Annotated in this window: 27 protein-coding genes and 1 tRNA gene; 12 read left to right on the top strand and 16 right to left on the bottom strand. The window is 60.1% G+C overall.

Annotation, left to right across the window (positions count from 1 at the left end; genetic code table 11):
• Nucleotides 1–94: 94 nt before the first annotated feature.
• Nucleotides 95–715, bottom strand: a complete 621-nt coding sequence (locus tag ACR0JC_RS14925) for a PRC-barrel domain-containing protein (protein WP_170343242.1) — start codon at nt 713–715, stop codon at nt 95–97.
• A gap of 93 nt (nt 716–808) precedes the next feature.
• Nucleotides 809–1,006 (bottom strand): CsbD family protein, encoded by a 198-nt coding sequence (locus ACR0JC_RS14920; RefSeq protein ID WP_093961665.1) that lies wholly within the window; start codon nt 1,004–1,006, stop codon nt 809–811.
• A 212-nt stretch (nt 1,007–1,218) separates the two neighbouring features.
• Between ACR0JC_RS14920 and ACR0JC_RS14915 the strand changes: the two genes are divergently transcribed.
• From ACR0JC_RS14915 to ACR0JC_RS14900, 4 genes are read left to right on the top strand one after another with little or no spacing between them, the layout of a single operon-like run.
• A complete protein-coding gene (locus tag ACR0JC_RS14915; RefSeq protein ID WP_170343241.1) occupies nt 1,219–1,728 on the top strand; it encodes a hypothetical protein in 510 nt (169 codons plus the stop codon).
• Nucleotides 1,721–2,119, top strand: coding sequence for a phage holin family protein (locus ACR0JC_RS14910; RefSeq protein ID WP_170343240.1), 399 nt, complete (start codon nt 1,721–1,723; stop codon nt 2,117–2,119). Before ACR0JC_RS14915 ends, ACR0JC_RS14910 begins: the two co-directional genes overlap by 8 nt.
• Nucleotides 2,112–2,873 (top strand): DUF883 family protein, encoded by a 762-nt coding sequence (locus ACR0JC_RS14905; protein ID WP_170343239.1) that lies wholly within the window; start codon nt 2,112–2,114, stop codon nt 2,871–2,873. Before ACR0JC_RS14910 ends, ACR0JC_RS14905 begins: the two co-directional genes overlap by 8 nt.
• Before the next feature lie 9 nt (nt 2,874–2,882).
• The gene (locus ACR0JC_RS14900; protein ID WP_170343238.1) at nt 2,883–3,884 is read left to right on the top strand and encodes an AI-2E family transporter; all 1,002 of its coding nucleotides are present in this window, start codon (nt 2,883–2,885) and stop codon (nt 3,882–3,884) included.
• On the opposite strand, the gene ACR0JC_RS14895 is transcribed toward ACR0JC_RS14900, so the two are convergent.
• From ACR0JC_RS14895 to ACR0JC_RS14880, 4 genes are all read right to left on the bottom strand, one after another.
• Nucleotides 3,881–5,377 carry a phospholipase D family protein gene (locus ACR0JC_RS14895; RefSeq protein WP_170343237.1) on the bottom strand — a complete coding sequence of 499 codons (1,497 nt, stop codon included), beginning with the start codon at nt 5,375–5,377 and terminating at the stop codon, nt 3,881–3,883. The two genes, ACR0JC_RS14900 and ACR0JC_RS14895, sit on opposite strands and share 4 nt — an antisense overlap.
• Nucleotides 5,355–6,923, bottom strand: coding sequence for a sensor histidine kinase (locus ACR0JC_RS14890; RefSeq protein WP_170343236.1), 1,569 nt, complete (start codon nt 6,921–6,923; stop codon nt 5,355–5,357). Before ACR0JC_RS14890 ends, ACR0JC_RS14895 begins: the two co-directional genes overlap by 23 nt.
• A gap of 198 nt (nt 6,924–7,121) precedes the next feature.
• Entirely contained in the window at nt 7,122–7,667 is a 546-nt protein-coding gene (locus ACR0JC_RS14885) for an RNA polymerase sigma factor (protein ID WP_005982020.1), read from the bottom strand.
• Nucleotides 7,660–7,884: a NepR family anti-sigma factor gene (locus ACR0JC_RS14880; protein WP_367646417.1), complete on the bottom strand. Its 225-nt coding sequence runs from the start codon at nt 7,882–7,884 to the stop codon at nt 7,660–7,662. The genes ACR0JC_RS14885 and ACR0JC_RS14880 overlap by 8 nt, the downstream gene beginning before the upstream one ends.
• A 57-nt stretch (nt 7,885–7,941) precedes the next feature.
• Between ACR0JC_RS14880 and ACR0JC_RS14875 the strand changes: the two genes are divergently transcribed.
• Both ACR0JC_RS14875 and ACR0JC_RS14870 read left to right on the top strand, forming a co-directional pair.
• Complete coding sequence (locus ACR0JC_RS14875) at nt 7,942–8,757, top strand: response regulator (protein ID WP_480763987.1); 816 nt, start codon at nt 7,942–7,944, stop codon at nt 8,755–8,757.
• 61 nt (nt 8,758–8,818) lie between these two features.
• Nucleotides 8,819–9,754, top strand: a complete 936-nt coding sequence (locus ACR0JC_RS14870; protein WP_480763986.1) for a mechanosensitive ion channel family protein — start codon at nt 8,819–8,821, stop codon at nt 9,752–9,754.
• Nucleotides 9,755–9,890: 136 nt separating this feature from the next.
• Here the strand turns inward: ACR0JC_RS14870 and ACR0JC_RS14865 are convergent, their stop codons facing one another.
• The 3 genes from ACR0JC_RS14865 to ACR0JC_RS14855 all read right to left on the bottom strand — a co-directional run bounded on the left by ACR0JC_RS14865 (nt 9,891) and on the right by ACR0JC_RS14855 (nt 12,204).
• Entirely contained in the window at nt 9,891–10,643 is a 753-nt protein-coding gene (locus ACR0JC_RS14865) for an outer membrane protein (RefSeq protein WP_170365240.1), read from the bottom strand.
• A 154-nt stretch (nt 10,644–10,797) separates the two neighbouring features.
• Nucleotides 10,798–10,873, bottom strand: a tRNA-Val gene (locus ACR0JC_RS14860).
• 77 nt (nt 10,874–10,950) lie between these two features.
• Nucleotides 10,951–12,204 (bottom strand): aminotransferase class V-fold PLP-dependent enzyme, encoded by a 1,254-nt coding sequence (locus ACR0JC_RS14855; protein WP_480763985.1) that lies wholly within the window; start codon nt 12,202–12,204, stop codon nt 10,951–10,953.
• A 240-nt stretch (nt 12,205–12,444) separates the two neighbouring features.
• Between ACR0JC_RS14855 and modA the strand changes: the two genes are divergently transcribed.
• The 3 genes from modA to modC are packed head-to-tail and all read left to right on the top strand — an operon-like array spanning nt 12,445 to nt 15,012.
• The gene (modA, locus tag ACR0JC_RS14850) at nt 12,445–13,221 is read left to right on the top strand and encodes a molybdate ABC transporter substrate-binding protein (protein ID WP_170343231.1); all 777 of its coding nucleotides are present in this window, start codon (nt 12,445–12,447) and stop codon (nt 13,219–13,221) included.
• Between the two features lie 4 nt (nt 13,222–13,225).
• Complete coding sequence (gene modB, locus ACR0JC_RS14845) at nt 13,226–13,918, top strand: molybdate ABC transporter permease subunit (RefSeq protein ID WP_170342025.1); 693 nt, start codon at nt 13,226–13,228, stop codon at nt 13,916–13,918.
• A complete protein-coding gene (modC, locus tag ACR0JC_RS14840) occupies nt 13,915–15,012 on the top strand; it encodes a molybdenum ABC transporter ATP-binding protein (protein ID WP_170343230.1) in 1,098 nt (365 codons plus the stop codon). Before modB ends, modC begins: the two co-directional genes overlap by 4 nt.
• Nucleotides 15,013–15,021: 9 nt before the next feature.
• Here the strand turns inward: modC and ACR0JC_RS14835 are convergent, their stop codons facing one another.
• Nucleotides 15,022–15,198 carry a hypothetical protein gene (locus tag ACR0JC_RS14835; protein ID WP_254430820.1) on the bottom strand — a complete coding sequence of 59 codons (177 nt, stop codon included), beginning with the start codon at nt 15,196–15,198 and terminating at the stop codon, nt 15,022–15,024.
• Between the two features lie 39 nt (nt 15,199–15,237).
• Nucleotides 15,238–15,534: a toxin-activating lysine-acyltransferase gene (locus ACR0JC_RS14830; RefSeq protein WP_254430819.1), complete on the bottom strand. Its 297-nt coding sequence runs from the start codon at nt 15,532–15,534 to the stop codon at nt 15,238–15,240.
• A 193-nt stretch (nt 15,535–15,727) separates the two neighbouring features.
• On the opposite strand from ACR0JC_RS14830, the gene ACR0JC_RS14825 reads away from it, so the two are divergent.
• Nucleotides 15,728–16,138 carry a hypothetical protein gene (locus ACR0JC_RS14825; protein WP_093963058.1) on the top strand — a complete coding sequence of 137 codons (411 nt, stop codon included), beginning with the start codon at nt 15,728–15,730 and terminating at the stop codon, nt 16,136–16,138.
• A gap of 4 nt (nt 16,139–16,142) precedes the next feature.
• On the opposite strand, the gene hemF is transcribed toward ACR0JC_RS14825, so the two are convergent.
• The 4 genes from hemF to clpS are packed head-to-tail and all read right to left on the bottom strand — an operon-like array spanning nt 16,143 to nt 19,220.
• Nucleotides 16,143–17,027, bottom strand: coding sequence for an oxygen-dependent coproporphyrinogen oxidase (gene hemF / locus ACR0JC_RS14820; RefSeq protein ID WP_170343229.1), 885 nt, complete (start codon nt 17,025–17,027; stop codon nt 16,143–16,145).
• A gap of 8 nt (nt 17,028–17,035) precedes the next feature.
• Nucleotides 17,036–17,836 (bottom strand): SDR family NAD(P)-dependent oxidoreductase, encoded by an 801-nt coding sequence (locus ACR0JC_RS14815; RefSeq protein ID WP_170343228.1) that lies wholly within the window; start codon nt 17,834–17,836, stop codon nt 17,036–17,038.
• A gap of 37 nt (nt 17,837–17,873) precedes the next feature.
• Complete coding sequence (locus ACR0JC_RS14810; RefSeq protein ID WP_170343227.1) at nt 17,874–18,839, bottom strand: class I SAM-dependent methyltransferase; 966 nt, start codon at nt 18,837–18,839, stop codon at nt 17,874–17,876.
• A gap of 39 nt (nt 18,840–18,878) precedes the next feature.
• Nucleotides 18,879–19,220, bottom strand: a complete 342-nt coding sequence (gene clpS, locus ACR0JC_RS14805) for an ATP-dependent Clp protease adapter ClpS (RefSeq protein WP_093963054.1) — start codon at nt 19,218–19,220, stop codon at nt 18,879–18,881.
• Nucleotides 19,221–19,312: 92 nt separating this feature from the next.
• On the opposite strand from clpS, the gene ACR0JC_RS14800 reads away from it, so the two are divergent.
• Both ACR0JC_RS14800 and ACR0JC_RS14795 read left to right on the top strand, forming a co-directional pair.
• Nucleotides 19,313–20,014: an HAD family hydrolase gene (locus tag ACR0JC_RS14800; RefSeq protein ID WP_170343226.1), complete on the top strand. Its 702-nt coding sequence runs from the start codon at nt 19,313–19,315 to the stop codon at nt 20,012–20,014.
• A 306-nt stretch (nt 20,015–20,320) separates the two neighbouring features.
• Nucleotides 20,321–21,694, top strand: a complete 1,374-nt coding sequence (locus ACR0JC_RS14795) for a D-alanyl-D-alanine carboxypeptidase family protein (protein ID WP_170343225.1) — start codon at nt 20,321–20,323, stop codon at nt 21,692–21,694.
• Nucleotides 21,695–21,977: 283 nt separating this feature from the next.
• On the opposite strand, the gene ACR0JC_RS14790 is transcribed toward ACR0JC_RS14795, so the two are convergent.
• Nucleotides 21,978–22,193, bottom strand: a 216-nt coding sequence (locus ACR0JC_RS14790) for a hypothetical protein (protein WP_480763984.1), incomplete at its 5' end; no start/stop codon positions are given.

The following is a 22,193-nucleotide window of genomic DNA, read 5'->3' as shown; positions in this document are numbered from 1 at the left end:
ACGCCGCGACTTGTTCCCAGAAAAATGCAAAAATATTTGTTTTAAAAAGAAAAAACCGCGCAACTGCGCGGTTTGACAAGCTGTGTCCAGATACTCAGACCGGGTGGAGCGGGTCAGAAGACCTGGATAGAACTATGTAGTGTTCGTCGTCGGGAATATTGCGTAACTCGGCGAACGGAACACTCAGGATATCTGGTCGCCCGTCGATCAGAAGAAACCGCAGTGCCTTGGTGTCAGGGTCGAACTCAATATCCTTGAATCTGCCCAACTCACCAGTCGCGTCAAACGCAGGGTTGCCCAGCAACTTCGTAAACCATCGGAAGCTGCTACCGGGTGGCGTGGGTTGGGGGCGTTGGCGGAGGGCGTCATTCAGGACCGCCCCCATCACAACCGGTGCAATCGCGTTGCCGAACGGCCCTACGACCAGGGGCGGCAGGCCTTCGATGTCCACTGCAAGGGGATCTTCATCTTCTTTGCGCTGGCGCAAATGATCCAATTGTTGTTGGGAGAACGCGCACTCTATCTCGCTTGCGCCAAGATCGAGCGTATCGGCCGTGAACGCCACCGGGTCATTCCCCCCGGTCACGCTCAGATTGACCAAGACGTACTCCAACTCGGTCTGCCCAGCGCGGATGGCGATATCGGAAACGCGACCAATTGCGTGGTCGGTTCCAGCTGAGACAACGGGCGTGTTGATGAGGTCAGACAGCTTCATGCGCTCGTGATTACCTTTGGGGTCGGTCTTGGGAGTGTGTGGGGCGCCGTTGGTTTGACGCCACCCCACGCGATATGTGCATCCAACTTTGCGCTACATGTCCTTCATCAGGCGATCCACGATTTCCCGAACGTCCTCTTTCGAGTCTCCGTATTTCTTCTGGATGATGCCTTCCAGTTGTTCGCGATCGCCGCGCGCTTGTTCGATTTCATCATCAGTCAAATCGCCGAAACGCTCGATCAGTTTGCCTTTGAATTCGGTCCAGCGTCCAAGAATTTGGTCCCAGTTCATCGTAATTTCCTTTCGATTGCTTCGTCGCTGCCAGTGAAACGCGCCAAACGCGAGCTGGTTCCGGGCGGCGGCGATTTTTCTGCACCTGTCAAGATGCAAGGGCGATCGGACGGCTACCGAACTGTGTCTTCAGTGGCGTCCGAAGTGGTCTTGGGAACAATCTCGCTAGCCATGCGTTGGGGGACCGAGACCTCAACACAGGAGATCGAACCATGCCACGTCGAACCGAGACCACGGAGAAAGCAAAAGTCTATGCCCAGGATCTGGCCGGCAAGGTCAAGGACACCGTGACCACCGAGGCCTCGGCCCGGGCCGAAGCCTTGAGAGACAGCGCAGCGCAGGAGGCTGAGAGCGCCGCTCATGCAGCCGACGCAGCTGCCGATGCATTTCTCGACCAATCTGTGCAACATCAGGTCCTGTCGAGGATTGCCGACAACATGGAGGCCGTTGCCGGGCAAGTGCGCTCTGCCGATTTGGCCAGTATGAGCCGAAAGGTGTCTGATTATGCCCGGGAAAACCCGCTGTTGTTCGTCGGATCGGCTGCCCTGGCCGGGTTTGCCGCAGCCCGTTTTCTGAGCGCGCGCAATACGGGCGTGGCTCAATCCGCATCTTTTGGGGCAGATCCTTGGGATATTGATCCGTCGCCGCTGCATGGGACCTCGGTCGATACGTCGGGCCACACCAGCGCGCTGGCGCGGATGAATGGTGGCCGCGATGCATAACCCCAACGATCTGCGATCGGCACCGGGGCTTTTGGCAAACGCGCTCAAACATCTGTCGAGTTTGCTTCAGGCTGAGGTGAAGCTTGCGAGGGAGGAGTTGTCCCGAAACCTGACGCGAGCGGGCGTAGGGCTGGCCTGCATTGGCATTGCTCTGATCCTGTTGATGATCGCGCTGAACCTCATGGCCACAGCCCTGGTCGCGTATATCGCCGCCAATGGATTGTCGGTGGGTATGGCCTCGTTGCTCGTTGGCGCGGGCTTGGCACTGGCTGCTGCGTGCCTGGCGTTTTTTGGCCGGTCCCGCATGTCCGCCAGCGCCTTGGTTCCCGAGAAAGCCATGAAAAACCTGCAGCGCGACATCGAAGCGATGAAGGAGTCGACCCATGTCTGACCTTACACCCCTTGAAACGCAGATCGCATATGAACGCAGCGCCCTTGCGCGCTCGCTGAATGCTCTGTCGGATACGCTGGCGCCACAGCGCCTGGCCGACGAGGCGAAATCGACACTCGAAGCCTATGGTGGGCAGATCGGTGCGCAGCTCTGGTCCGCGGCTCGAAAAAACCCGGCCGCCTTCGCTCTGTTCGGTGCAGGGGCAGCCCTTTTAGTTACGGGCCCCGGGTCCGGCGCAAAAAGCACCCAATCCCCGCCCCAGGCCGTACCTCCGCAGCAGGCCTTCAACGGGTTTGATCAGCGTGTCGCCGACGCCGACAGCCGCATGAAACAGGAGATGACCGGAATGACTGAACACAGCCAATCTGCCAGCGTGCTGTCCGCCGCCTTGGACCGTGGTCTCGACAAGCTGTCCCCCCAATCCCGTGCCCGGGTGATCGAGGCGCGCAAGGCCGCAATCAGTGCGCAGCAAGCGGTCGAGAAGCGTGCGCGGAAGGCGGCGAAGGCCTCGCAAACCTTCGTTCATGATCAGCCGCTGGCGGCCGGAGCATTAGCGCTGGGCGTAGGAATTCTGGCTGGCGCTCTGCTGCCCAACACCCGCAAAGAGGACGAGTTGCTGGGCCATCGGCGCGATCAGCTGATGCGACAGGCCCAACGGGTTTTGAACGAAGAACTGGACAAACTGCATGCCGCGGCCAACGCACGGCTGGATGAGGCGGCTGATCGGGCCTCTGACGCTTTGCGCAGTCAGTGAAGCGCACCCATGCCAACTGCTTTCAGCTCTCCATCGGCCCTGCGTGCGATGCTGGCGATCCTGACCGGGATTGCCATCATCACCGCTTTGTACCTGGCCCGGTCGATCGTTGCGCCGATCACCTTCGCTTTGGTTTTGGGGGTCGTGGTTGCCCCGCTTGCGGACAAGCTTGAGAAGGTCGGTTGCCCGCGTGTGATATCCGCCTCGGCACTGCTGTTCGTGACCAGCACCGTCATCGTCGCGGCATTCCTTCTGCTTGAACCATTACTGTCTACGCTGGTCGAACAGTTGCCTGCCATCAAACGCGAGTTGCGCTCTTGGGTCGCCGCGATGTCCGAGTTCATTCGGGGTATCGAAACGCTTGGACGCGAGATCGAAGAAACCGTCGGCGCCGATGGGGCAGCGGAAACGGAGTCCGCCCTTCCGTCAGTGATGGATGCCTTGTGGCTGGCGCCCAATTTCGGATCAAAGATCCTGATTTTCATCGGCACGCTGTTCTTTTTCGTTTTGACCCGACCCGAGCTCTATGCCGCAGCCGGCCCGTTGACGGAGCGGCTGTATCTGGCCGACCGCGCGGTCTATCGCTATTTCGCTGCCGTGACGTTGGTCAATATCGGCCTCGGGACGGTAACGGCCGTGGCCTTGGGACTGATCGGCATCAATGACGCCGTGATCTGGGGGGTGGCCGCCGGCCTTCTGAATTTTGTGCTGTATCTCGGCCCGCTGATGATCCTGACCGGCCTTCTGATCGCCGGGTTAACCCAGTTCGGCGGAGCCGCGGCCCTGTTGCCCCCCCTGATCTTCCTGGCCATCAATCTGTCCGAGGCACAATTCGTAACACCCGCCTTCGTCGGCCAACGTCTGCAGGTGAACCCGCTGGTCGTATTCATCGCCATCATCTTTGGGCTTTGGCTGTGGGGACCGGTCGGCGCCATCGTCGCGCTGCCGATCCTGCTGTGGTTCGGCGTATTGATGCACCCCAAGGTCATGAGCCCGGTCTCGACCACCTAGACGATGTTTTCAGTTACCCCCGGAAGAGGTTGCCGCATTTCGCGCGCAACGTCGACGTCATGCGGGACCAGAAAGCCGCTGCGCGCTTCGGGACGCCGCACGCCGTTGGCGCGAACCTCTCGCTGCCACCACGCGAACATGGCATCGGGCTCGATCTGTTTGCGCAGATCGTCCGAGAACCACCAGTGGTCCACCAAGGCTTGCCGCAGAACCGCGACCCGCTGCCGGTCGGTGACCCGAAGGGCGACTTCTGTGTCCCACCGCAAAGACCGTCCGTTCAGGTTGGCGGACCCGACCAAGGCTTGATGGTCATCCACCACCAGAACTTTGTTGTGAACGTGAATGATCGGAGAACCGCTCAGAACTTCAGCGCTGGCATCAGCCCCACTGGCCGAAATCGGTTGGACCGGGGTCGACACCGAAACCCGGTTTTGGAACCCCTGCTGGATGATTTCCAGACATTTGGCCTGCAGGTCCAACCCGTATTGCGCGTCCAGTCCGTCATGACCGCCAAAGGCCACCTCTTCGGGCAAGGCTGGCAATACAAGCACCAGTTTCAGATCCTGCTTGGAATGGCCCGCCTCAGCCAAGGCCTCGGCCAGCCGGGTTGATCTGAAATACTGGGTCTCGATGTGCAGAAGTTGCCGCGCGGCTTGAAAGGCGGCGATGTGTTCATCCTCGATCTCATGCGCGATGGTCTTTGGCGACAGCCGCCAGAACGCAAACCTCCGTGGGCTGGACAGGGTGCGGCGCAGGTGGGCCGCCTGTGGGTCCGGTTTTCCGGTTGCGATTTCCTGTTCGAACCGGTCGATATGGCGCGCAGCCTCGGCGGCCTCGGGTCCGCGGACCAGCAATTGAACGTCTGACCAGGTGTTCTTGGCCAGACGGTCGTGATCCGGTGTGTCAAAGCGCCTTTCGTTCAAGTCCAATCCGCCGAGGTAGCAGACCTCATTGTCGATCACGGCAACTTTCTGATGGTGCGACACGGTGTGAAGCCGGGGCAGCGTGTCCGACCCCAGCCGTACCGCCTGCCGTTCGCGTCGTTCGCGGGACAGTTCCTGCATCCGCTGCGCTTTTTTTTGCAAAACCGCGGGCAACAGCGTGGCCCTAGGCAATGCGCCGGCCTGCGCGGGATGCATGGACACGCGAACGCTCAAGCGCGCGGCCAGATCTGGGCCAAGGATTTCCGCAAGCGCAATTGCCTGCCGTTTGGTGCGCCAGCTCAGTTCGTGCAACTCGGTCGCAAAGATCGGATCGAAATCGCTGATGACCAGATGAAACGAGACACCCTTGCGGATGACATGCTCGATCAGGTCAAACCAGGTATCGCCAATCCGGCGCGCCTCATCGCTGCGCAGCCGTGTCATGAAATCGAATATCCGAAAACTTGCCTTGATCTGGTGCCGGGCCTCCAGAACCGCTTTTTCCAAGGCGGGCCAGGCTTGCTCGGCCGTGATCAGGACCTCAAAGTCATTCTGCTGCGGCACGGGCATCACCGCCTCTCTCATCCGCAATGGTCTGTGGTTCGCTATCCCCTTCTACTTCGGCGATTTCGAACGTCACCTCATATACATAATGCGATGATGTCTCGGTTATGGTTTCGTAACCGTCCAATTGGCGAAGGAAGGCCTGCATCAGCCGTTGACCGATCCCGCCGCTGTGGAACAGATCCGCACCGTCGTCTGTCTGCCCGCGCGTGTTGGAGATTTTCAGATGCAGGGTGCTCTCCTCGAGTCGGGTCAATTCCACCGAAATTGTCGGCGGTCCGTCCTGCGGCACGCCTACGTATTTGACCGCGTTCGTCAGCGCCTCGGCCACCAGCATCGACAGCGTGACGGCCTGATCCTGCCCCAGTTCGACCGGCGCGATCCGGCAGTCGACCTCGACCACCTGACCCAGAATTGGCGGTCGATGCGCCAGTTCGGCCACCAAATGCCCGATGAGAGCCTCGGTATTGATCGTCGTCATCTGCGAGTTCTGGTTCAAGGTCTGGTGCACCATGGCCAGGCCGCGAACCCGACGCTGCAACTGTTCCAGCAAGCGCCGGGCCTCGGGGGTTTCGGCCTTGCGCAAGTGCATGTTCATGATCGAAGCGATCAGTTGCAGGTTGTTTTTGACGCGATGATGCACCTCGCGCAACAACAGCGTTTTTTCCACAAGATCGCGTTCGTGCTGCGCCTCAGCCTCGCGGATCAACAAGACCATGCGGTTGAATGCTGTCTGGATTTGCTGAAACTCCTGCGGCGCGCCTTCCAGGCTTTCAATCGGATCGCGCTCACCCAACGCAAAACGACGCACGGCAGAACGCAAGCTGTCGAGGTGCCGTATCACCAATCGATGCAGGCCCCACAGGGCAACTCCCAGCCCCGTTACCCACATAAGGATCGGGAAGGCAATGGTCAGGGCGGTACTGCCGGCGCCGACCGAAGCCAAGGCCACGTCTCGTGGCCAACTACCAATCACGGCGACTTCACCCGGAATGATCGTCGCTACCGCGAAGATACGCTCCTCTCCAAGGGGTGTACGGTCAGAGAACGTCTTTCCCGAGTTGGAAAGCACCAAACGCTTGTCCGGCGCGGGAGGCAAATAGCCGCTCACTTCGTCCAGACCGACATTCGACAAGAGCACCTCACCGCTCGCATCGAACAGGGCAATGACGACGTCGCTCTTTTGGTCCTCGACATCCAAAGGAATGCTGGCGAGGGCATGGGGGATGGATATGGATACGAACCCCAGCAGCTGTGCCCGATCCATGACCGGTCGGGTGACGATAATCACGGATTGCCCTGAAACAGCGCCGGATCGGTTGACGGAAAAAGTCAGCTGCGGGTTTTCGATAATTTTGGAGAATCCCGGAGCGTCGGACAGGTCCATGACTTCGTCCGCTGTCGAACACGCCATGATACCGTCGGGTCGGATGAACCCGGCAAATACAAATTCCGGCGCACTTTTCAGGAACCGCTGCATAAGGGCGGAACAGGCGACCCCATCTTCCCGCACCTCCGCCAGCGCCGCCGCCAAACCGGCGCCGGCGCCCACGGCCTTTTGCAACAGCTCTTGTTCCCGGCTGGCCGCCTCGATTGTTCGGGCCAAAACCGAGGAGCGCGAGTTGTCGTCGGCTTCTGCGATGACCGCACGGGTCTGGAGGACGGCAATCAGACCCAACGGCAGAAGCGCCAGGGTTACCAGCGCGGCAAGATAAACCGTCAGGCTGCGCGGCTTCGCATCCATCGATCGTCAGGCCGCCGGTTGCGTCTGAACGATTGCCGCCGTTACCGCATCGGTCAATTCGATGGGTTCGTCATCTTCCAAATCCATCAGTTCGGCCAATTGCGCGCGGGCCCGGTTCACCCGGCTTTTGATCGTTCCAAGGGCGACGCCACACATCTCGGCCGCTTCCTCATAGGAAAACCCTTGTGCACCGACCAACACCAAAGCTTCGCGCTGCTCATCCGTCAACTGATCAAAAGCAACCGCAAAATCCTTCAAGGCCAAACGTCCGTCATGGTCGGGCTTCTGCGACAGGCTCTCGGCCATGGCACCATCGACATCCTCGACCTCGCGCTTGCGTTTGCGGTGCAGGGAAAAATAGGTGTTCCGGACTATGGTGAACAGCCAGGCCCGCATGTTGGTGCCTTCCTGGAACGAGTCGATATTACTCCATGCCTTGATCAATGCGTCCTGCACGATGTCATCGGCCGTGGCCCCGTTTCGGCACAGGCTGATCGCAAAGGCACGCATCGCGCCAATATGTTCGACAAGCTCTTCTCGGGGATCAACCATCCGAGCCTCCCGTGTCACCGCTTTTGGGAACACTGGTCTGATTGCGCAGTTTTTCAAGAAGATCGACGAACCGATCCGGAACCGGTTCGCTGGCAACCTCATCGAAAGCCCGCTTGAGGTTTTCGTCGATCCGCTTTTCTATTTCTGGCCGATGTTCTCGGCCGGGCTGTGGTTTTGTCATGGCATCATCAAAAATTTTTACTTTTGCTGGAACCATAACGCCCCAGTATGCGTTTGGTTCCCGAGTTTAGAGAAAAAAATGAGGAAAACATAGATGACTGAGCTGACCGGAGTTTCCGTCGCAGATCAAATTGGCCCGCTGCTGCCGTTTCTGCGCCGTTATGCCCGTGCCCTCACTGGCTCACAGGACAGTGGCGACGCCTACGCCGCTGCATCGCTTGAAGCGATCCTTGCAGATCCCGCCCAGTTCGATGCCGATCTCACGCCGCGGGTCGCGTTGTTTCGTGTTTTTCACAGCATCTGGTCAACGTCGGGAATGCCCGTTGACGCCGATGGCGGCAATTCTGACATTCAATCGCGCGCTCACGCCCAGTTGGCACGCCTGACGCCGAACACGCGCGAGGCCTTGCTGCTGCGCACGGTCGAAGAGTTCTCGGTCAGCGATATCGCCGCGATCATGCAGATAGAACCCGCCGAGGCTCAGAAGCTGATCGAAATCGCCTACGAGGAAATGGCCCGCCACACCTCTGGGCGCATTTTGATCATCGAAGACGAAGCAATCATCGCGATGGATCTTGAGACGATGGTGACCGACCTGGGCCACCGGGTCACCGGGGTCGCACGCACCGAAACCGCCGCCATCGACCTGGCCGAGCGCGAGCCGTTCGACCTGATCCTGTCGGACATTCAACTGGCGGACAAATCCAGCGGAATCGATGCGGTGAACCGCATCATTGCCCAGCACGGCGATTGCCCCGTCATTTTCATCACCGCCTTCCCTGAGCGCCTTCTTACGGGCAAAGGCCCCGAACCGGCCTTTTTGATTTCCAAACCCTACACCGAAGAACAGGTCAAATCGGCCGTCAGCCAAGCCATGTTCTTTGCCTCTAGCGCCGTGATCGAGGTCTGAAGCAGCTGGGCCGCGCTGCAAAACACCCAAACTCAGGCGATGAGACACGACGAGGAACACCATGGAAAACGAGATTGCACAGACCGCAGAGACCGTGACGAACACCGTTTGGGCCGAACTGTCGCAAGTTTTGAATACCGAACTTTATGACGGGAAATCGCTAAGCGACCTGCTGACGCTCGAGGCCCTTCTTGGCCTCGTCGCGAACACGATTGCGGCGCTGATCCTTCTGGTTCTTGGGCTTGTGATTTCAAGATATGTCAGCCGGAAGATCCGGGGCGTCGGTGAAAACTCGGAACGCCTGGATGATACGCTGTTCAACTTTCTCGGCAATCTGGCGCGCTATACGATTCTGGCGTTTACGGGGCTATTCATTCTGAACACGTTCGGGGTGCAGACCACGTCGATCATCGCGCTGATCGGTGCCGCGGGTTTGGCCATTGGACTTGCGCTGCAAGGCACATTGTCCAACGTTGCAGCCGGCGTGATGATCATCCTGTTCCGGCCACTCAAGATCGGGGATTTCGTCGACGTGAACGGGGTGCTCGGAACCGTCAAAGACATCACCCTGAACTATACCGAAATTGCGGATATGGGGAACGTCAAGGTTATCGTTCCCAATGCCGAGGTGTGGGGAAACACCATCAAGAACTATTCCGTCTACGAGACCCGTCGTGCCGAGTGGACGTTCGGCGTTGGATACGGCGTCAACCTGGCGGAGGCCGAGCGTGTAATTCGCGACACGATCATGTCGGACGCTCGTTCGCTGGCAGATCCAGAACCGTTCATCCAGGTGAACAATCTTGGTAGCAGCAGCGTCGATTTTCTTGTCCGCGTTTGGTGCGAGTCTTCGGACTACTTCCAGTACCAGGCAGACATGAAGCGCAAAGTCAAAGAGGCACTGGACGAAGCCGAAATCAATATTCCGTTTCCGACCCGCACGCTGTTGATCGAAGACGTCGAGAGACGGCAAGAGAAGGCGATCGCGGCAGAGTAACCTTGACTGTTGATCTTAGGGGGTCTGAAGCCGGAACTCCAAAAAAGCGAACGTCATCGGGGTGCCGAAAGACAGGATTTATGCGTCGCAGGACGGGCTTTGAACGTCGAGCGTCACCTAGTGGGTGGAAAATGCCCTAGAATCGGTAGGTTGCGCCAATGACCGGGCCGGATTGGTGGAAGCTGAAGTCATTGCCATTGATGTCGTGATCAAAGGAAATGTAGCGGTACCCGCCGCGTAGCAGCCAGCGGTCGTTGATCGCATAGTCCGCAGTCAGCAGGACCTGCCAGGTTTCGCTGTCGCTGCGGAACCCGCCATAGTCCAGGAACCCGGTTCCCGACCATTTGTCCGAAAACGCGACCCGGGCACGGACGCCGATCACCGGATCAGTCCAGCTGCTGTCGACCGACGTCTGATTGCCGGGCGCTGTTCCGGGCAACAGGTTGAACTTTGTTTCAGTGCTGAACCATCTGAACCCGCCAGCCAGATCGACGCTGGCTGTTGGCGTTTCGAGGACGCGGTAGCCGACATAGCCACTCAGGAACTGGGTTTTGAACGATGTGTCCAGACCCGAACTTGCCGGTCCGGGAGTCTCGTTCGAGAAGGACAGGTTCGTATAGTTGTAGTCCGCAAGGAACGACCAACGGCCGTTCGACGCGGTAAACGTGCCCATGAACGCTAGGTCGAGGTTTTCCAGCGCGTCAGAGAAGCTGAGTGTGCCATCCAAGGTTCCCGCCGGTGTGTCCAACGACACTTCGGTTTCAGGGGTGAACAGGTAGATCGTGGCCGAATAGGACCAGTCGGACTGCTGAGACAGTGCCGATGTCGCTGCTGAAATCGCAAGCGACAGGCCAAGCATCAGGGGTTTCGCGATCCGTACCGTCTTCATGATGTCCCTCCGGTGAGCCCGTTTTGGCTTTGACCCACAGTAAAGGAGGTTGCCGGCAAACCAAAATAGTATTTTGATTTGTGCATGCGTCGGGGCGCGCCGGAAATGGCAGGTCATACCCGCGCAAATACTGAAGACGGAGAAGAGGTTGGGATGGTGGGTGATGAGAGACTCGAACTCCCGACATCTTCGGTGTAAACGAAGCGCTCTACCAACTGAGCTAATCACCCGTGAGGGGGGATTTAGCCAAGCTGGTGGGCCGGCGCAAGAGGGTCTTTCAGAATTTCTGCGCCGGTGGCCGTGTGTCTCAGGGATTCATGTCTTTCAATGCCGTCAGCAGCTGCGCAACTTCGTGCTCGGTGTTGTAGTGGCACAACGAAATCCGGATACAATCGGACAAGCCCAACGGGTTCAGCACGTTCCCGCTGTAATGGTCGGCCTTGCGGGTGTGGGTTCGGATACCCTGCGCGTTCAGGCGCGAGACTACGTCGGTCGAGGGCATGTCGCGGACCACGATCGACACCAGTCCTTCGCGGGCGGGGTTGTCTTCTCCGGCCAGAATCGCGACGTGATCCATATCGCGCAGGCCGGGCAGGTTGCCCACGCCGTTGATCATCGCGTTGGTCAGATGGGTCTCATAGGCATGAATCGCCTGGCCGGCGGCCTCGATTCTGGTGCGTTGGTCAGGGGCATCCGACACCTGGCCGCCCAGCCAGTCGAAATAGGCAACCACGTCGGACATCGTGGCGTAGGCGCCGGTATCGCGCGTGCCGAATTCCCAACCATCAGCTGGCGCGTCAATCAGTTGGTCATGGGGCAGGGCGGTCAGCCGGTCGGAGATCCAGGCAATGCCGTAGCCATGCCGGGAAAACACTTTGTAGGGTGAAATCGCATATCCATCGACTCCGTAACTGTCGATGTCCAACTGTCCGTGTGCTGCGTGCTGGATACCGTCGACGATGATGAAACAATCCGGCGACACCGCCCGGATCGCTCGCGAGATTTCAGCGACGTCCATTCCCATTCCCGTCACCGGCGAAGCGTGCAGGATCGTGGCGGCCGCGACGTCCGGTGTCATGTGGGCCGAATAATCTGCGGCGGTAACCAGACCTGTCGCGTCGTCATGCGGCACGTTCACATAGTCCAATCCGGCAAGGCCCGCCCAGCGGCGCGCGGCGCTGCGGCTGGCGGGATGTTCGATCGAGCTGCCGATCACCTTTGCCCCTTTTGGCGCATTCACGCAGGCCGTGCGGATCATGCGGAACAGCAGCTCTGTTCCGCTTTCACCCACGAAGAACTGCCCCGACGGCGCATTCATAAACACGGCAAGATCTGCCTTGGCACGGCTGATGATGTCGACCAACGCGTGACTGGCGGTATTGTCCCGCCCCTGATTGTCCGGGATGGCCGCAAAACGGGCCGAGGTTTCGACCACCGAGTTCAAGGTCAGAGCGCCGCCGGCATTCTCGAAAAAGATGCGGGGACCCTGAAAGGGGCAGCTGTCCACATGGGCAAACCGCGCGCGAACGGTGTCGATCAATCCCGGGGTTTGGTGCAGCATGGTGTACGTCCTGTTTGGTTCATGCCCAGACTCGTCTTGCGAGCGCGCGACATCAATTTCGTTTGCGACAGATTGCGGGTTTGGGATGCCGCCTTTTTCTCCGGGCTTACTCTTTCGACGCCGGAAAGACCAATTGATTCCGGACTCTGCATTGCACGCCGGCGGGAATACACCTTGCCTGCGGCCCGCTGCCTCCGATATGCCAAAAGCAGTGCGACCGTCCGAACAGGAGAGCCGGGGATGCAGTTCGACACATGCCGCCGTCTTGTTGCGGTTGCCGCCGTTTGCGGCGCGTTGGTTGCCCCGGTTCGGGTTGCGGCGGCTGAGGTCCTGGTGTTCGCGGCGGCCAGCCTCAAGACCGCGCTGGACCAGATCACTCCGGAATTCGAGGCCGCGACAGGTCAACAGGTTACGGTTTCCTTCGCGGCCTCTTCCGTTTTGGCACGGCAGATTCAGTTGGGCGCGCCGGCAGATCTGTTTATCTCGGCCAATACCGCCTGGATGGATGTTCTTGAGAGGAACGGAGATATCGACCCGGCGTCGCGGGTCGATCTTGTGGGCAACGGGCTGGTGCTGATTGCGCGCGCAGGGCAGCCCAGCGAACAGACGCTTACGCCGGACTTCGATCTGAGCGGTCAGTTGAAAGGCGGCTATCTGGCGATGGCCCTCGTTGATGCGGTTCCCGCCGGAATCTACGGCAAGGCCGCGCTGACTGCCCTGGACCTGTGGAACGATGTTCAGGATCAGGTGGCTCAGGCCGACAACGTGCGCGCGGCCTTGGCGCTTGTCGCAAGTGGCGCGGCACCAATGGGTGTTGTCTACCGATCCGATGCGCAGGCCGAGGCTCGGGTGGATGTGGTCGGAGTTTTCCCTGAAGGCACGCACCCGGTGATCGTCTATCCCGCAGCCCTGACCGCGACCGCACGGCCTGAGGCGCAGGTCTTCCTCGACTACCTGCAGAGCGAACCGGCGACCGGCATATTCAAGGCGCAGGGTTTCACCCTGCCGCACGGATAGCGCCATGGGTTGGCTGGGTCCCGCCGAGATCGAAGCGTTGCGATTGTCGCTGCGCGTCTCTTTCTGGGCGACGATCGTTTCGCTGCCACTCGGGATATTCGTGGCCTACGCACTGGCCCGCTGGAGGTTTCCCGGCCGACAAGTGCTGAACGGTCTGGTGCATCTGCCGCTTATCCTGCCACCGGTCGTGACCGGTTATCTGTTGTTGCTGACCTTCAACGTACAAGCCCCGGTTGGTCGGGTGCTGGCTGATCTGGGCGTCGTTGTGGCTTTCCGCTGGACCGGAGCCGCACTGGCCGCCGGGATCATGGCATTTCCGCTGATGGTTCGGGCAATCCGCCTGTCGATCGAGGCGGTTGATCCAAAACTGGAACAGGCCGGAGCGACGCTTGGGGCATCGCAACCTTTTGTCTTTGTCACCGTGACTTTGCCTATGATTTTGCCGGGGATCATCGCAGGGGCAATCCTTGCCTTCGCAAAGGCGATGGGCGAGTTCGGAGCCACGATCACCTTCGTGTCGAACATTCCCGGCCAGACCCAGACTCTGCCGTCGGCCGTTTATGCCTTCCTTCAGGTGCCGGGCGGTGAGAGCGCCGCGATGCGGCTGGTCATCATCTCGATCGTCATCGCCATGGGGGCGCTGCTTCTGTCGGAATATGTGGGGCGTCGCGCAGCGGCCCGGGTTGCCGGAACATGAGCCTGTCCGTGCAGATAAGACACCGCCTGCCGGGCATCGACCTGGACATCCTGTTCCAGGCGCCGCGGGGTGTGACGGTTCTGTTCGGACGATCGGGGTCGGGCAAAACCACCATTGTGGATGCCGTGGCCGGTTTGCTGCGCCCTCAAGCCGGGCGGGTCGCGGTGGATGATTGGGTGCTGTTCGATACCGAGCAAGGCCATTGGTTGCCGCCGCATCGCCGCCGGCTGGGGTATATCTTTCAGGAAGGCCGCTTGTTCCCGCACCTGACCGTGCGCCAGAATCTGTCGTACGGCCGGTGGTTCGCTCGCCGGGACGCGCGCCGTGAAAACCCCGATCACGTGATAGAGATGCTGGGCATCGGCCACCTGCTGGACCGTAGCCCCGCCCACTTGTCGGGCGGTGAAAAACAGCGTGTCGCCATTGGCCGTGCTCTGCTGGCAAGTCCGCGGTTGATCCTGGCCGATGAACCGCTCGCTGCGCTGGACGAAGCTCGAAAGGCCGAGATCCTGCCCTATTTCGAGCGATTGAGAGACGAGGTCTCGGTGCCGATCCTCTATGTTACGCATTCTGCCGCCGAAGTGGCCCGCCTTGCCACCTCGGTCGTGGCGTTGCAGGACGGCAAGGTGCTGCGGCAGGGACCGGCCTCCGAAGTGCTGGCGGATCCCACGGTTGCGCCGACAGGTGTGCGGGCTGTGGGTGCGGTGCTTGAGGTCAGTGTGGCCGCGCATCACGAAGACGGCCTGACGGAATTGGCGGCAAACGGTGTCCGACTGTTCCTGCCGCGCATCCCGCATTCGGTTGGCGATGCGCTTCGGATCCGCATCCCCGCCCAGGAAGTCATATTGTCGGACCGAAAGCCCGAGGGTCTGTCGGCGCTGAACGTCCTGCAGGGCACCGTCGAGACCGTGCGCGCAGGCGAAGGTCCGGGAGCGATCGTTTCGGTCCGAACACCGGCGGGCACCTTGCTGGCCCGTGTGACGCGCCGGTCGGTCGATGCCCTGGCGTTGCAGCCCGGCAAACCGTGCCACGCGGTCGTCAAGACCGTAGCGCTGGCACCGCAGGATGTGGGCGGGCGGGTCGCCAAATCTTAGGTGGCAGGGTCAACCACCCTGTTCTTTAAGAAGCTGTGAGAACTCTTTTTTCCGGTACAGCTTCATGTGGACCTTGCCGGTCCCATCCCGGGTCCATTCGACGATCCGGTTTCGGGTCATGTCGCTGTCCATGCGGTTCGTGCGCACCCTCGGGTGCGGAACCTCGCGTTTCAGAATCTCGACCATCTGGTTGGTCTGTCCGAAAGGTGCGACCAAATCGACGATTCAGAAAGATGAACCGCTGGTGAAATCAGTATCCATCAAAGGCTTTTCCTGCACCGCATATCGGTATTCCGCTTCAGGGCTGAGCCCGGCAAAGGTCACGAAACCGCGCGGGAATCCGTTTTGGCGAAAGATGTGATACTGCCCCAGCCGCAAAGGCGTTTCGAACGCGTACAGAACCTGGGCGAGGCTGCGTTGCTGGTGGGTTTTGGTCAGCCCGGCAAGGTAGAAGAGCGCGCCGAAATCGGCGTATTTCTCGGGAGAGATATCAAACCAGTCCTTTGGAAATTTTCTACTCAAACCTGACCTCAACCCCTTGGGACATCGGCAGTATATCGGGCAAAGTCTTGAAATGGTATTTGTTTTCTGTCGCTGCCGAAGCTGAGAGGGCGTGTGGGCGCGGCCTGTTTCCAAAGGTGACCGGGTTTGGCTTTACTCAATGGACATGCGGCCTATGATTGGCACAACCCGGTTTTTTTGGCGGATAGTTTTGATGAAGCATTCGATTTCAGCCTTGGTTCTGTCTGCAACTCTGTTGGCTCCGATCGCCGCACAAGCTGTCGGGTTTGGCATAGGCGTCCGCCCGACCTACCGCACCGAGATAAGATCGGTCGGAGACGGTGTGTATGAGGTCAAGGCAATCGGGTCGTCAGCACCGGTCAACTACTGGTGCGGGATCGGCGATTTCGCCATTCGGCAGTTGGGTGTCCCCGGTTCGCAACGGATCTACATCTGGAGGGCTTACGAGCCGGGTGTCCGAACCGTGCAATTCTCGTTGAAGCCGCCGCCGGGCGTGGATACCACCCCCGGCTATTCAATCACCGTCAAGCGGGTGGGCGAGAACATGTCAGCGTCCTCGGCGCAGAACTACTGCTACGACAACTTCATGGATTTCGGGTTCTGACGTCTCAGACCCACTTGGCCAGCGGCGGCAGGCTCATCAGCACGGCGTCTGGGTCATGCCCGGTTTCCAACCCGAATTTCGTGCCCCGGTCATAGACCAGATTGTATTCGGCATAGAGCCCGCGGTGCACCAACTGGGTGTTTTTGTCCGCTTCGGTAAAGGGCTGCGCGCGCCGCTTTTCGACCAGCGGCAGAAAGGCCGGCAGGAAAGCGCGGCCAATGTCCTGGGTCAGCGCGAAATCGGCCTGCCAGTCGCCGGTGCAGTAATCATCCATGAAGATCCCGCCGACGCCCCGCGCGCGCTTGCGGTGCGGGATGTAGAAATACTCGTCGGCCCACTCCTTGAGGCGCGGATAGTGCCCTGGTCCGTGCGGGTCCAGATGCGCCTTCTGCGTGGCGTGGAAATGCGCCGTGTCCTCGGGGTATTCGATGCAGGGGTTCAGGTCGGATCCGCCGCCGAACCACCAGGCATGGGGCGTCCAGAACATGCGGGTGTTCATGTGAACGGCCGGGACATGCGGGTTTTGCATATGCGCCACAAGGCTGATGCCCGAGGCCCAGAACCGCGGGTCGTCGGCCATACCGGGGATGCCCTTGCGCGCGGCCATCGCCTGTTGTGCTCGTTCGCCGAGCGTGCCGTAGACGGTCGAGACATTGACGCCGACCTTCTCGAACACGCGGCCACCGCGCATGACCGACATCAGCCCACCGCCCGCGTCCGAGCCATCCTCAGACTGGCGTCGAGTTTCCTTGACTTCGAACCGCCCGGCGGGGGCATCGGAAAACGGCCCCGCGTGGTGGCTGTCTTCCAAAGCCTCGAAGGCCGCGGCGATTTCGTCGCGCAACTGGCGAAACCAGGCCGAGGCGGTGGATTTTTCCGTTTCAAACATCGTCAGGCTCAATGCGCGGGGGCGGCAACCGGGTCCAGAAGGGTCCGTCCACCGTCAATTGTCAGGACTTGCCCGGTAATGAACGCAGCCGCGTCCGAGGCAAGGTATTGCGCCGTTTCGGCCAGCTCGGCCGGGGCGGCAATGCGGGCCAGTGGGGTATGATCCTCAATGTCCCGCCGATAGTCCCGATTGTCTTTCAGGGTGGCCTGCAGTGATGCGCTCATGACCGACCCCAACGCAATCGAGTTCACGCGGATCCGATGAGGCGCAAGCGCCACTGCGAGGGACCGGGTCAACTGGTCCTGCGCGGCGCTGGAAACCGAATAGGCCAAAAGGCCTGGATGCGCGCGCTGACCGGCGATCGAGGACAGGTTGATGATCGAACCATTCGGTCCCTCTTCCTGATCCTCGGATTGTTTGATCATCCGCTTGGCCACAAGCTGGCTCAGCCGCAGGGCGGGCATCAGGTTCTGGTTCAGAAGGGTGCGAACCGAGTCGTCTTCCAGGTCCAGCGGATCCGTCGGGATGACCTGTCTGGCCCCGTTGACCAGAATATCGACCTGATCGAATGCATCCAGAGTGGCCGAAAGGAGGTTGGCGATCGTCAGCTTTTCGCGCAGATCACCGGCGAAGTAGCGGACGTTGCTGTCGTCGGCCTGTTCGCCCAGTTCTTCTGCCAGACGTTTCTCGTCCATGTCGGCGAACATCACGTTGGCGCCCGCATCGGCAAAGTGACGGCCGATGGCAAGGCCGATGCCGTTGGCGCCTCCGGTAACGATGGCGGTCTTGCCGGCTATGGAAAAGGACATGTGTTTCCTCCTGAGTCGCGGCGCAGGTTAATCGGCTTCACCGCCGAGGGCGAGAGGCGTGGAATACCTTGAACCGGTTGTCGCCTGCAATTTCCTCGACCCGCGCGAAAGCGTCAGTCAAAGTCGTTTCATAGGGGAGATGGCGGTTGGCGACCATCCACAAGTGGCCCGAGCGGGACAGGTTGCGCGCGGCGGCGGTAATGAACCCACGCCCCAGGTCGGGATCGGCGCTGCGCGACGTATGAAACGGCGGGTTCATGACAACGGTGTCCACGGGTTCTGGCGCAGACCACGTCACCGCATCTGCCCAGTGGAACTGTGCCCTTGGGTCGGGCACGTTGGTCCGGGCGCATGTCAGGGCTGTATGGTCGGCTTCGACGAGATGCAGCGTGCGCACAGTGTCATCCTGCAGCAGCCCGGCGGACAAATAGCCCCATCCGGCACCCAGATCGGCGACCCGAGGTCCAAGCTTTAGTGGAAGGGTCTGGCGCAACAGTGCCGAAGCAGGATCGACCCCGTCGGCCGAAAACACCCCGGGCGCGGTTTGGAAGCCATCCGCCATCTGTCCTGTGGGCGGGGCCCAGTCTGCAAATGCGTTGGGTTCGGCCTTGAACCAGAAGATCTTGCCATGCGCCTTGGCGATGGGGCCCTCGATCTCGACCCGCTTGCGAATGTCCTTCAGCAAGCTGTCCACGCCATCTGTCTTGGCACCATCAACGACAACCGTTCCCGAGGCCCGGCTGCACGCATGATGGATCATGGCGCGTGCCTGCGCTTTGGCGCGGGGCAAAAACAGAACCACGTCTTCGCAGACGCTGTCGGTTTCGGGCACAGCTGCAAAGCCGCGGCCCCGGAAATGGTCGTGGAACGGTTTGAAAGGCTGAACAACCTCGACACCATTGGGCAGCGCCGACAGGTCATGATCCGGCGTCGGTCCAATGACCGATATCGGTTCCGACAGGGTCAGGCCCGAGTCGAGGGCGAGAGACAATCGTGAGGACATCAGAGCGGGTTGAAGGGGGCAGAGGCGCGCGTCGCGACCCTACTCCTCTCTCTCCATGGTGCATTGAAGCGGGTGTTGGTGCCGACGAGCGAAATCCATCACCTGCCCAACCTTGGTCTCGGCAATCTCGTGGCTGAATACGCCGACCACGGCCACGCCTTTCTTGTGCACGGTCAACATGATCTCGAAGGCCTGCGCATGGGACATCCCGAAGAACCGCTCGAGCACATGAACCACGAATTCCATGGGCGTGTAGTCGTCATTCAACAGCAGCACCTTGTACAAGGGCGGTCGTTTGGTCTTGGGCTTGGTCTGAACAAGGATTGACGTGTCGCCATCGTCTTCCGATTTGCCAGCCATCATCCAACGGGCTTCAATCATGTCGCGAGATTTTCCGATTCACACTTCGGGTCGTTTCAGGGCTTATATAACGTCGACCCACCCAGAGGAAAGAGCAACCGGGCGGATTCGAAATGGATGAAAACCTGACTATCGTCGCTTTCGACGCTGACGATACCCTGTGGCACAACGAGCGTTTCTTTCAGCTGACCCAAGCGCATTTTGCTGCGCTACTGGCGGATCATGCGGACCGTGACCATCTGATGGAGCGGTTGTTGGCGGCCGAGAAGCGCAACATCCGCCACTATGGGTACGGCATCAAGGGTTTCGTCCTGTCGATGATCGAAACAGCAATCGAGGTAACGGAAGACAGGGTGCCGGCCAGGGTCATCCGCGAATTGATCGAAGCCGGGCAGGAGATGCTGTCTCACCCGATCGAGCTGTTGCCTCACGCGCGGGAGACGGTTGAGGCAATCGCAGAAACCCATCGCATTGTTCTGATCACCAAGGGTGATCTCATTGATCAGGAGCGCAAACTGGCCCAATCGGGATTGGGTGAACTGTTCGACGCGGTCGAAATCGTTTCGGAAAAGACGCCCGAGACCTACCGCGAAGTCTTTCGGCGGATGGGGCAGTCACCTGCCGGTGCCATGATGGTCGGCAATTCGATGCGATCGGATGTGGTCGCGCCGATCCAGGCAGGGTGCTGGGGCGTGCACGTACCGCACGGTCTGGTGTGGGAGATCGAGCAGGCCGTGATCCCGACAAGCCATCCCCGTTTCCGGGAGATCCGCGATTTGGGAGATCTTCCTGATCTGGTCCGGCAGATCTCCTGACCTGTGACAGATTGGCCCCAGTTTCAAAATTTCACGACGAAGCCGCGCCAACTTTCTGACATCTTCGCCGTTTTGGTGGCGGCCATCCGTTGGGCCGCAACATCTAGACGCCACCGAGCGGAGCCGCTGCCGCGGATTTTTCAGCTTTCGGTTTATTTCAGCAGTGCTGTGTGTTAGCCTCTACCAAATAATCAAAAAGGCTGACCGGGAAAACTCGGCGGCGCGAGGCAGACAGAGGCAAAGATCGTGCAGATTCGGCGGATAGTTCCGGCGCGGGCGGGCTTGCTCGTAGTCACAGTGGTATGGATGGCGCTTGTCCTGGCGACTCAGGCGCTTGCAGCTCCTTATGCGGCAATGGTCATTGACGCCAGAACCGGTGAGGTTCTGCACTCCCGCAACGCCGATACCAGGCTGCACCCTGCTTCTCTCACCAAGATGATGACCCTCTATATCGCCTTCGAAGCGGTGCGGAACGGTGAGATCACGCTGGACACTCAGGTGCGGATCACCAAGGCCGCGGCCGCCGAGCCGCCCTCCAAGCTGGGCCTGCGGGCGGGCCAGACCATTGCATTCCGCTATCTCATCCGCGCGGCTGCTGTGAAATCGGCCAATGACGCCGCGACCGCGATCGGCATCGCTCTCAGCGGATCCGAGGCCGCCTTTGCGCGCCGTATGACCCGGACCGCCAAGGCCATGGGCATGAGCCGCACAACCTTCAAGAACGCACACGGGCTGACCGAAGCGGGCCATCTTTCGACAGCGCGTGACATGACCGCGCTGGGTCGGCACCTGCTTTATGACTACCCCGAGTATTACAACCTGTTTTCACGCCAATCGACACATGCGGGCATCAAGACTGTTCCAAACACCAACCGGCGGCTACTGGCAGCCTACCGGGGCGCCGACGGCATCAAAACCGGGTACACGCGCGCCGCGGGCTTCAACCTTGTTGCCTCGGCTAAGCGTGGTGACAAACGGATCATCGCAACCGTGTTCGGCGGCAAATCCAGCACTTCGCGCAACGCCAAAGTGGCCGAGTTGCTGGACATGGGATTCCGGCGCGCCCCGTCTCGGGCTCCGATCCGCAAACCCGCCCGTCCGGCATATGCCGGGAATACTGGGCTGGGTGGAGCCACCCAATTGGCCAGTGCGGTCCGCGCGCCACAGCGGAGCCTTCGGCCTGTGATGCGACCCGGGGCTGGCGTTGCCATCCAGGTTGCCGGCGCCGTGGCTGAAACCGCAGCCAAGAACGGTGCACGTATTCAAGACGGCATCGCCGCAGCGATCGCCGCAGCGGATATCGCGCCGACGGCGCCTCCGGTCGAAAACGCCGACACGCGCCCGGCCCTGCGCCCCGAGAACCTTGTGCTTGCATCGACCGAACCCGCAGAAGTCGTGGCCGAGCCCGAGCAGGAGGTCGTTACCCGTCTGTCCACGTCGGGCGGGCATCTTTGGGGCGTCAATGTCGGGCGCTACACCACCCGCTACGAGGCCGAGAAGGTTTTGCTGAAAACGGCTTTGTCGGAAATGACGACACTGGAAGGCACTTTGCGCAAAGTGAACCAGAGTTCGCGCGGGTTCGACGCGACCTTCCAGGGCATGACCCGCGAGCAGGCGGATCTGGCCTGTCGCCGCCTGAAGGCGCGCAATGTCACCTGTTTCATGATCGGGCCATCATAAGGTCCGACACTCTCTCCTGGATCGTTGCTGGCCGCGAATGGATTTCGCGGCCTTTTTTTGTGCCTTAAATGGGGTGGTCATTCGGTCCGGCCGGAGGCCAATGGCGCAGTGCGCGTCAAGTACATGGGGGAGGCGCAATACGCTGTGTTCGGCGCACCAACGCTTGTGCGTTCCGAGCCGCCAATCGAGCACAGAGTGAGTCGACTCATGGGGCGCGAGTCGAGTTTTCTTGTGGTGATGTCAGGGCGCTTTCGCTATATATAGTGGTCTCGTGAGGTCGGGCTTAGAAACCAGCGGGTCGGGCTTGATCTACGGGGGTGAAATTCCCAACGGTGGAGCTAGGTGGCTGTTGTCTAAGTGTCTGACAAGCATTGATAAAAATAAAGTCAGCAAAAAAGTTCGGCAGTTTGTCATTTTCTGCTTGCGGTGATTTGTAGTTATCCTTAGAACGCCCTTCACCGGCGCTGCTGAGGCGGTGTTGGTTGGTCGGAGTGACGGC

It is taken from the genome of Ruegeria sp. CH5 (genome assembly GCF_056537025.1).
Note: the sequence above shows the minus strand (reverse complement) of the source record. Positions and strands in the feature narration are given on the sequence as shown.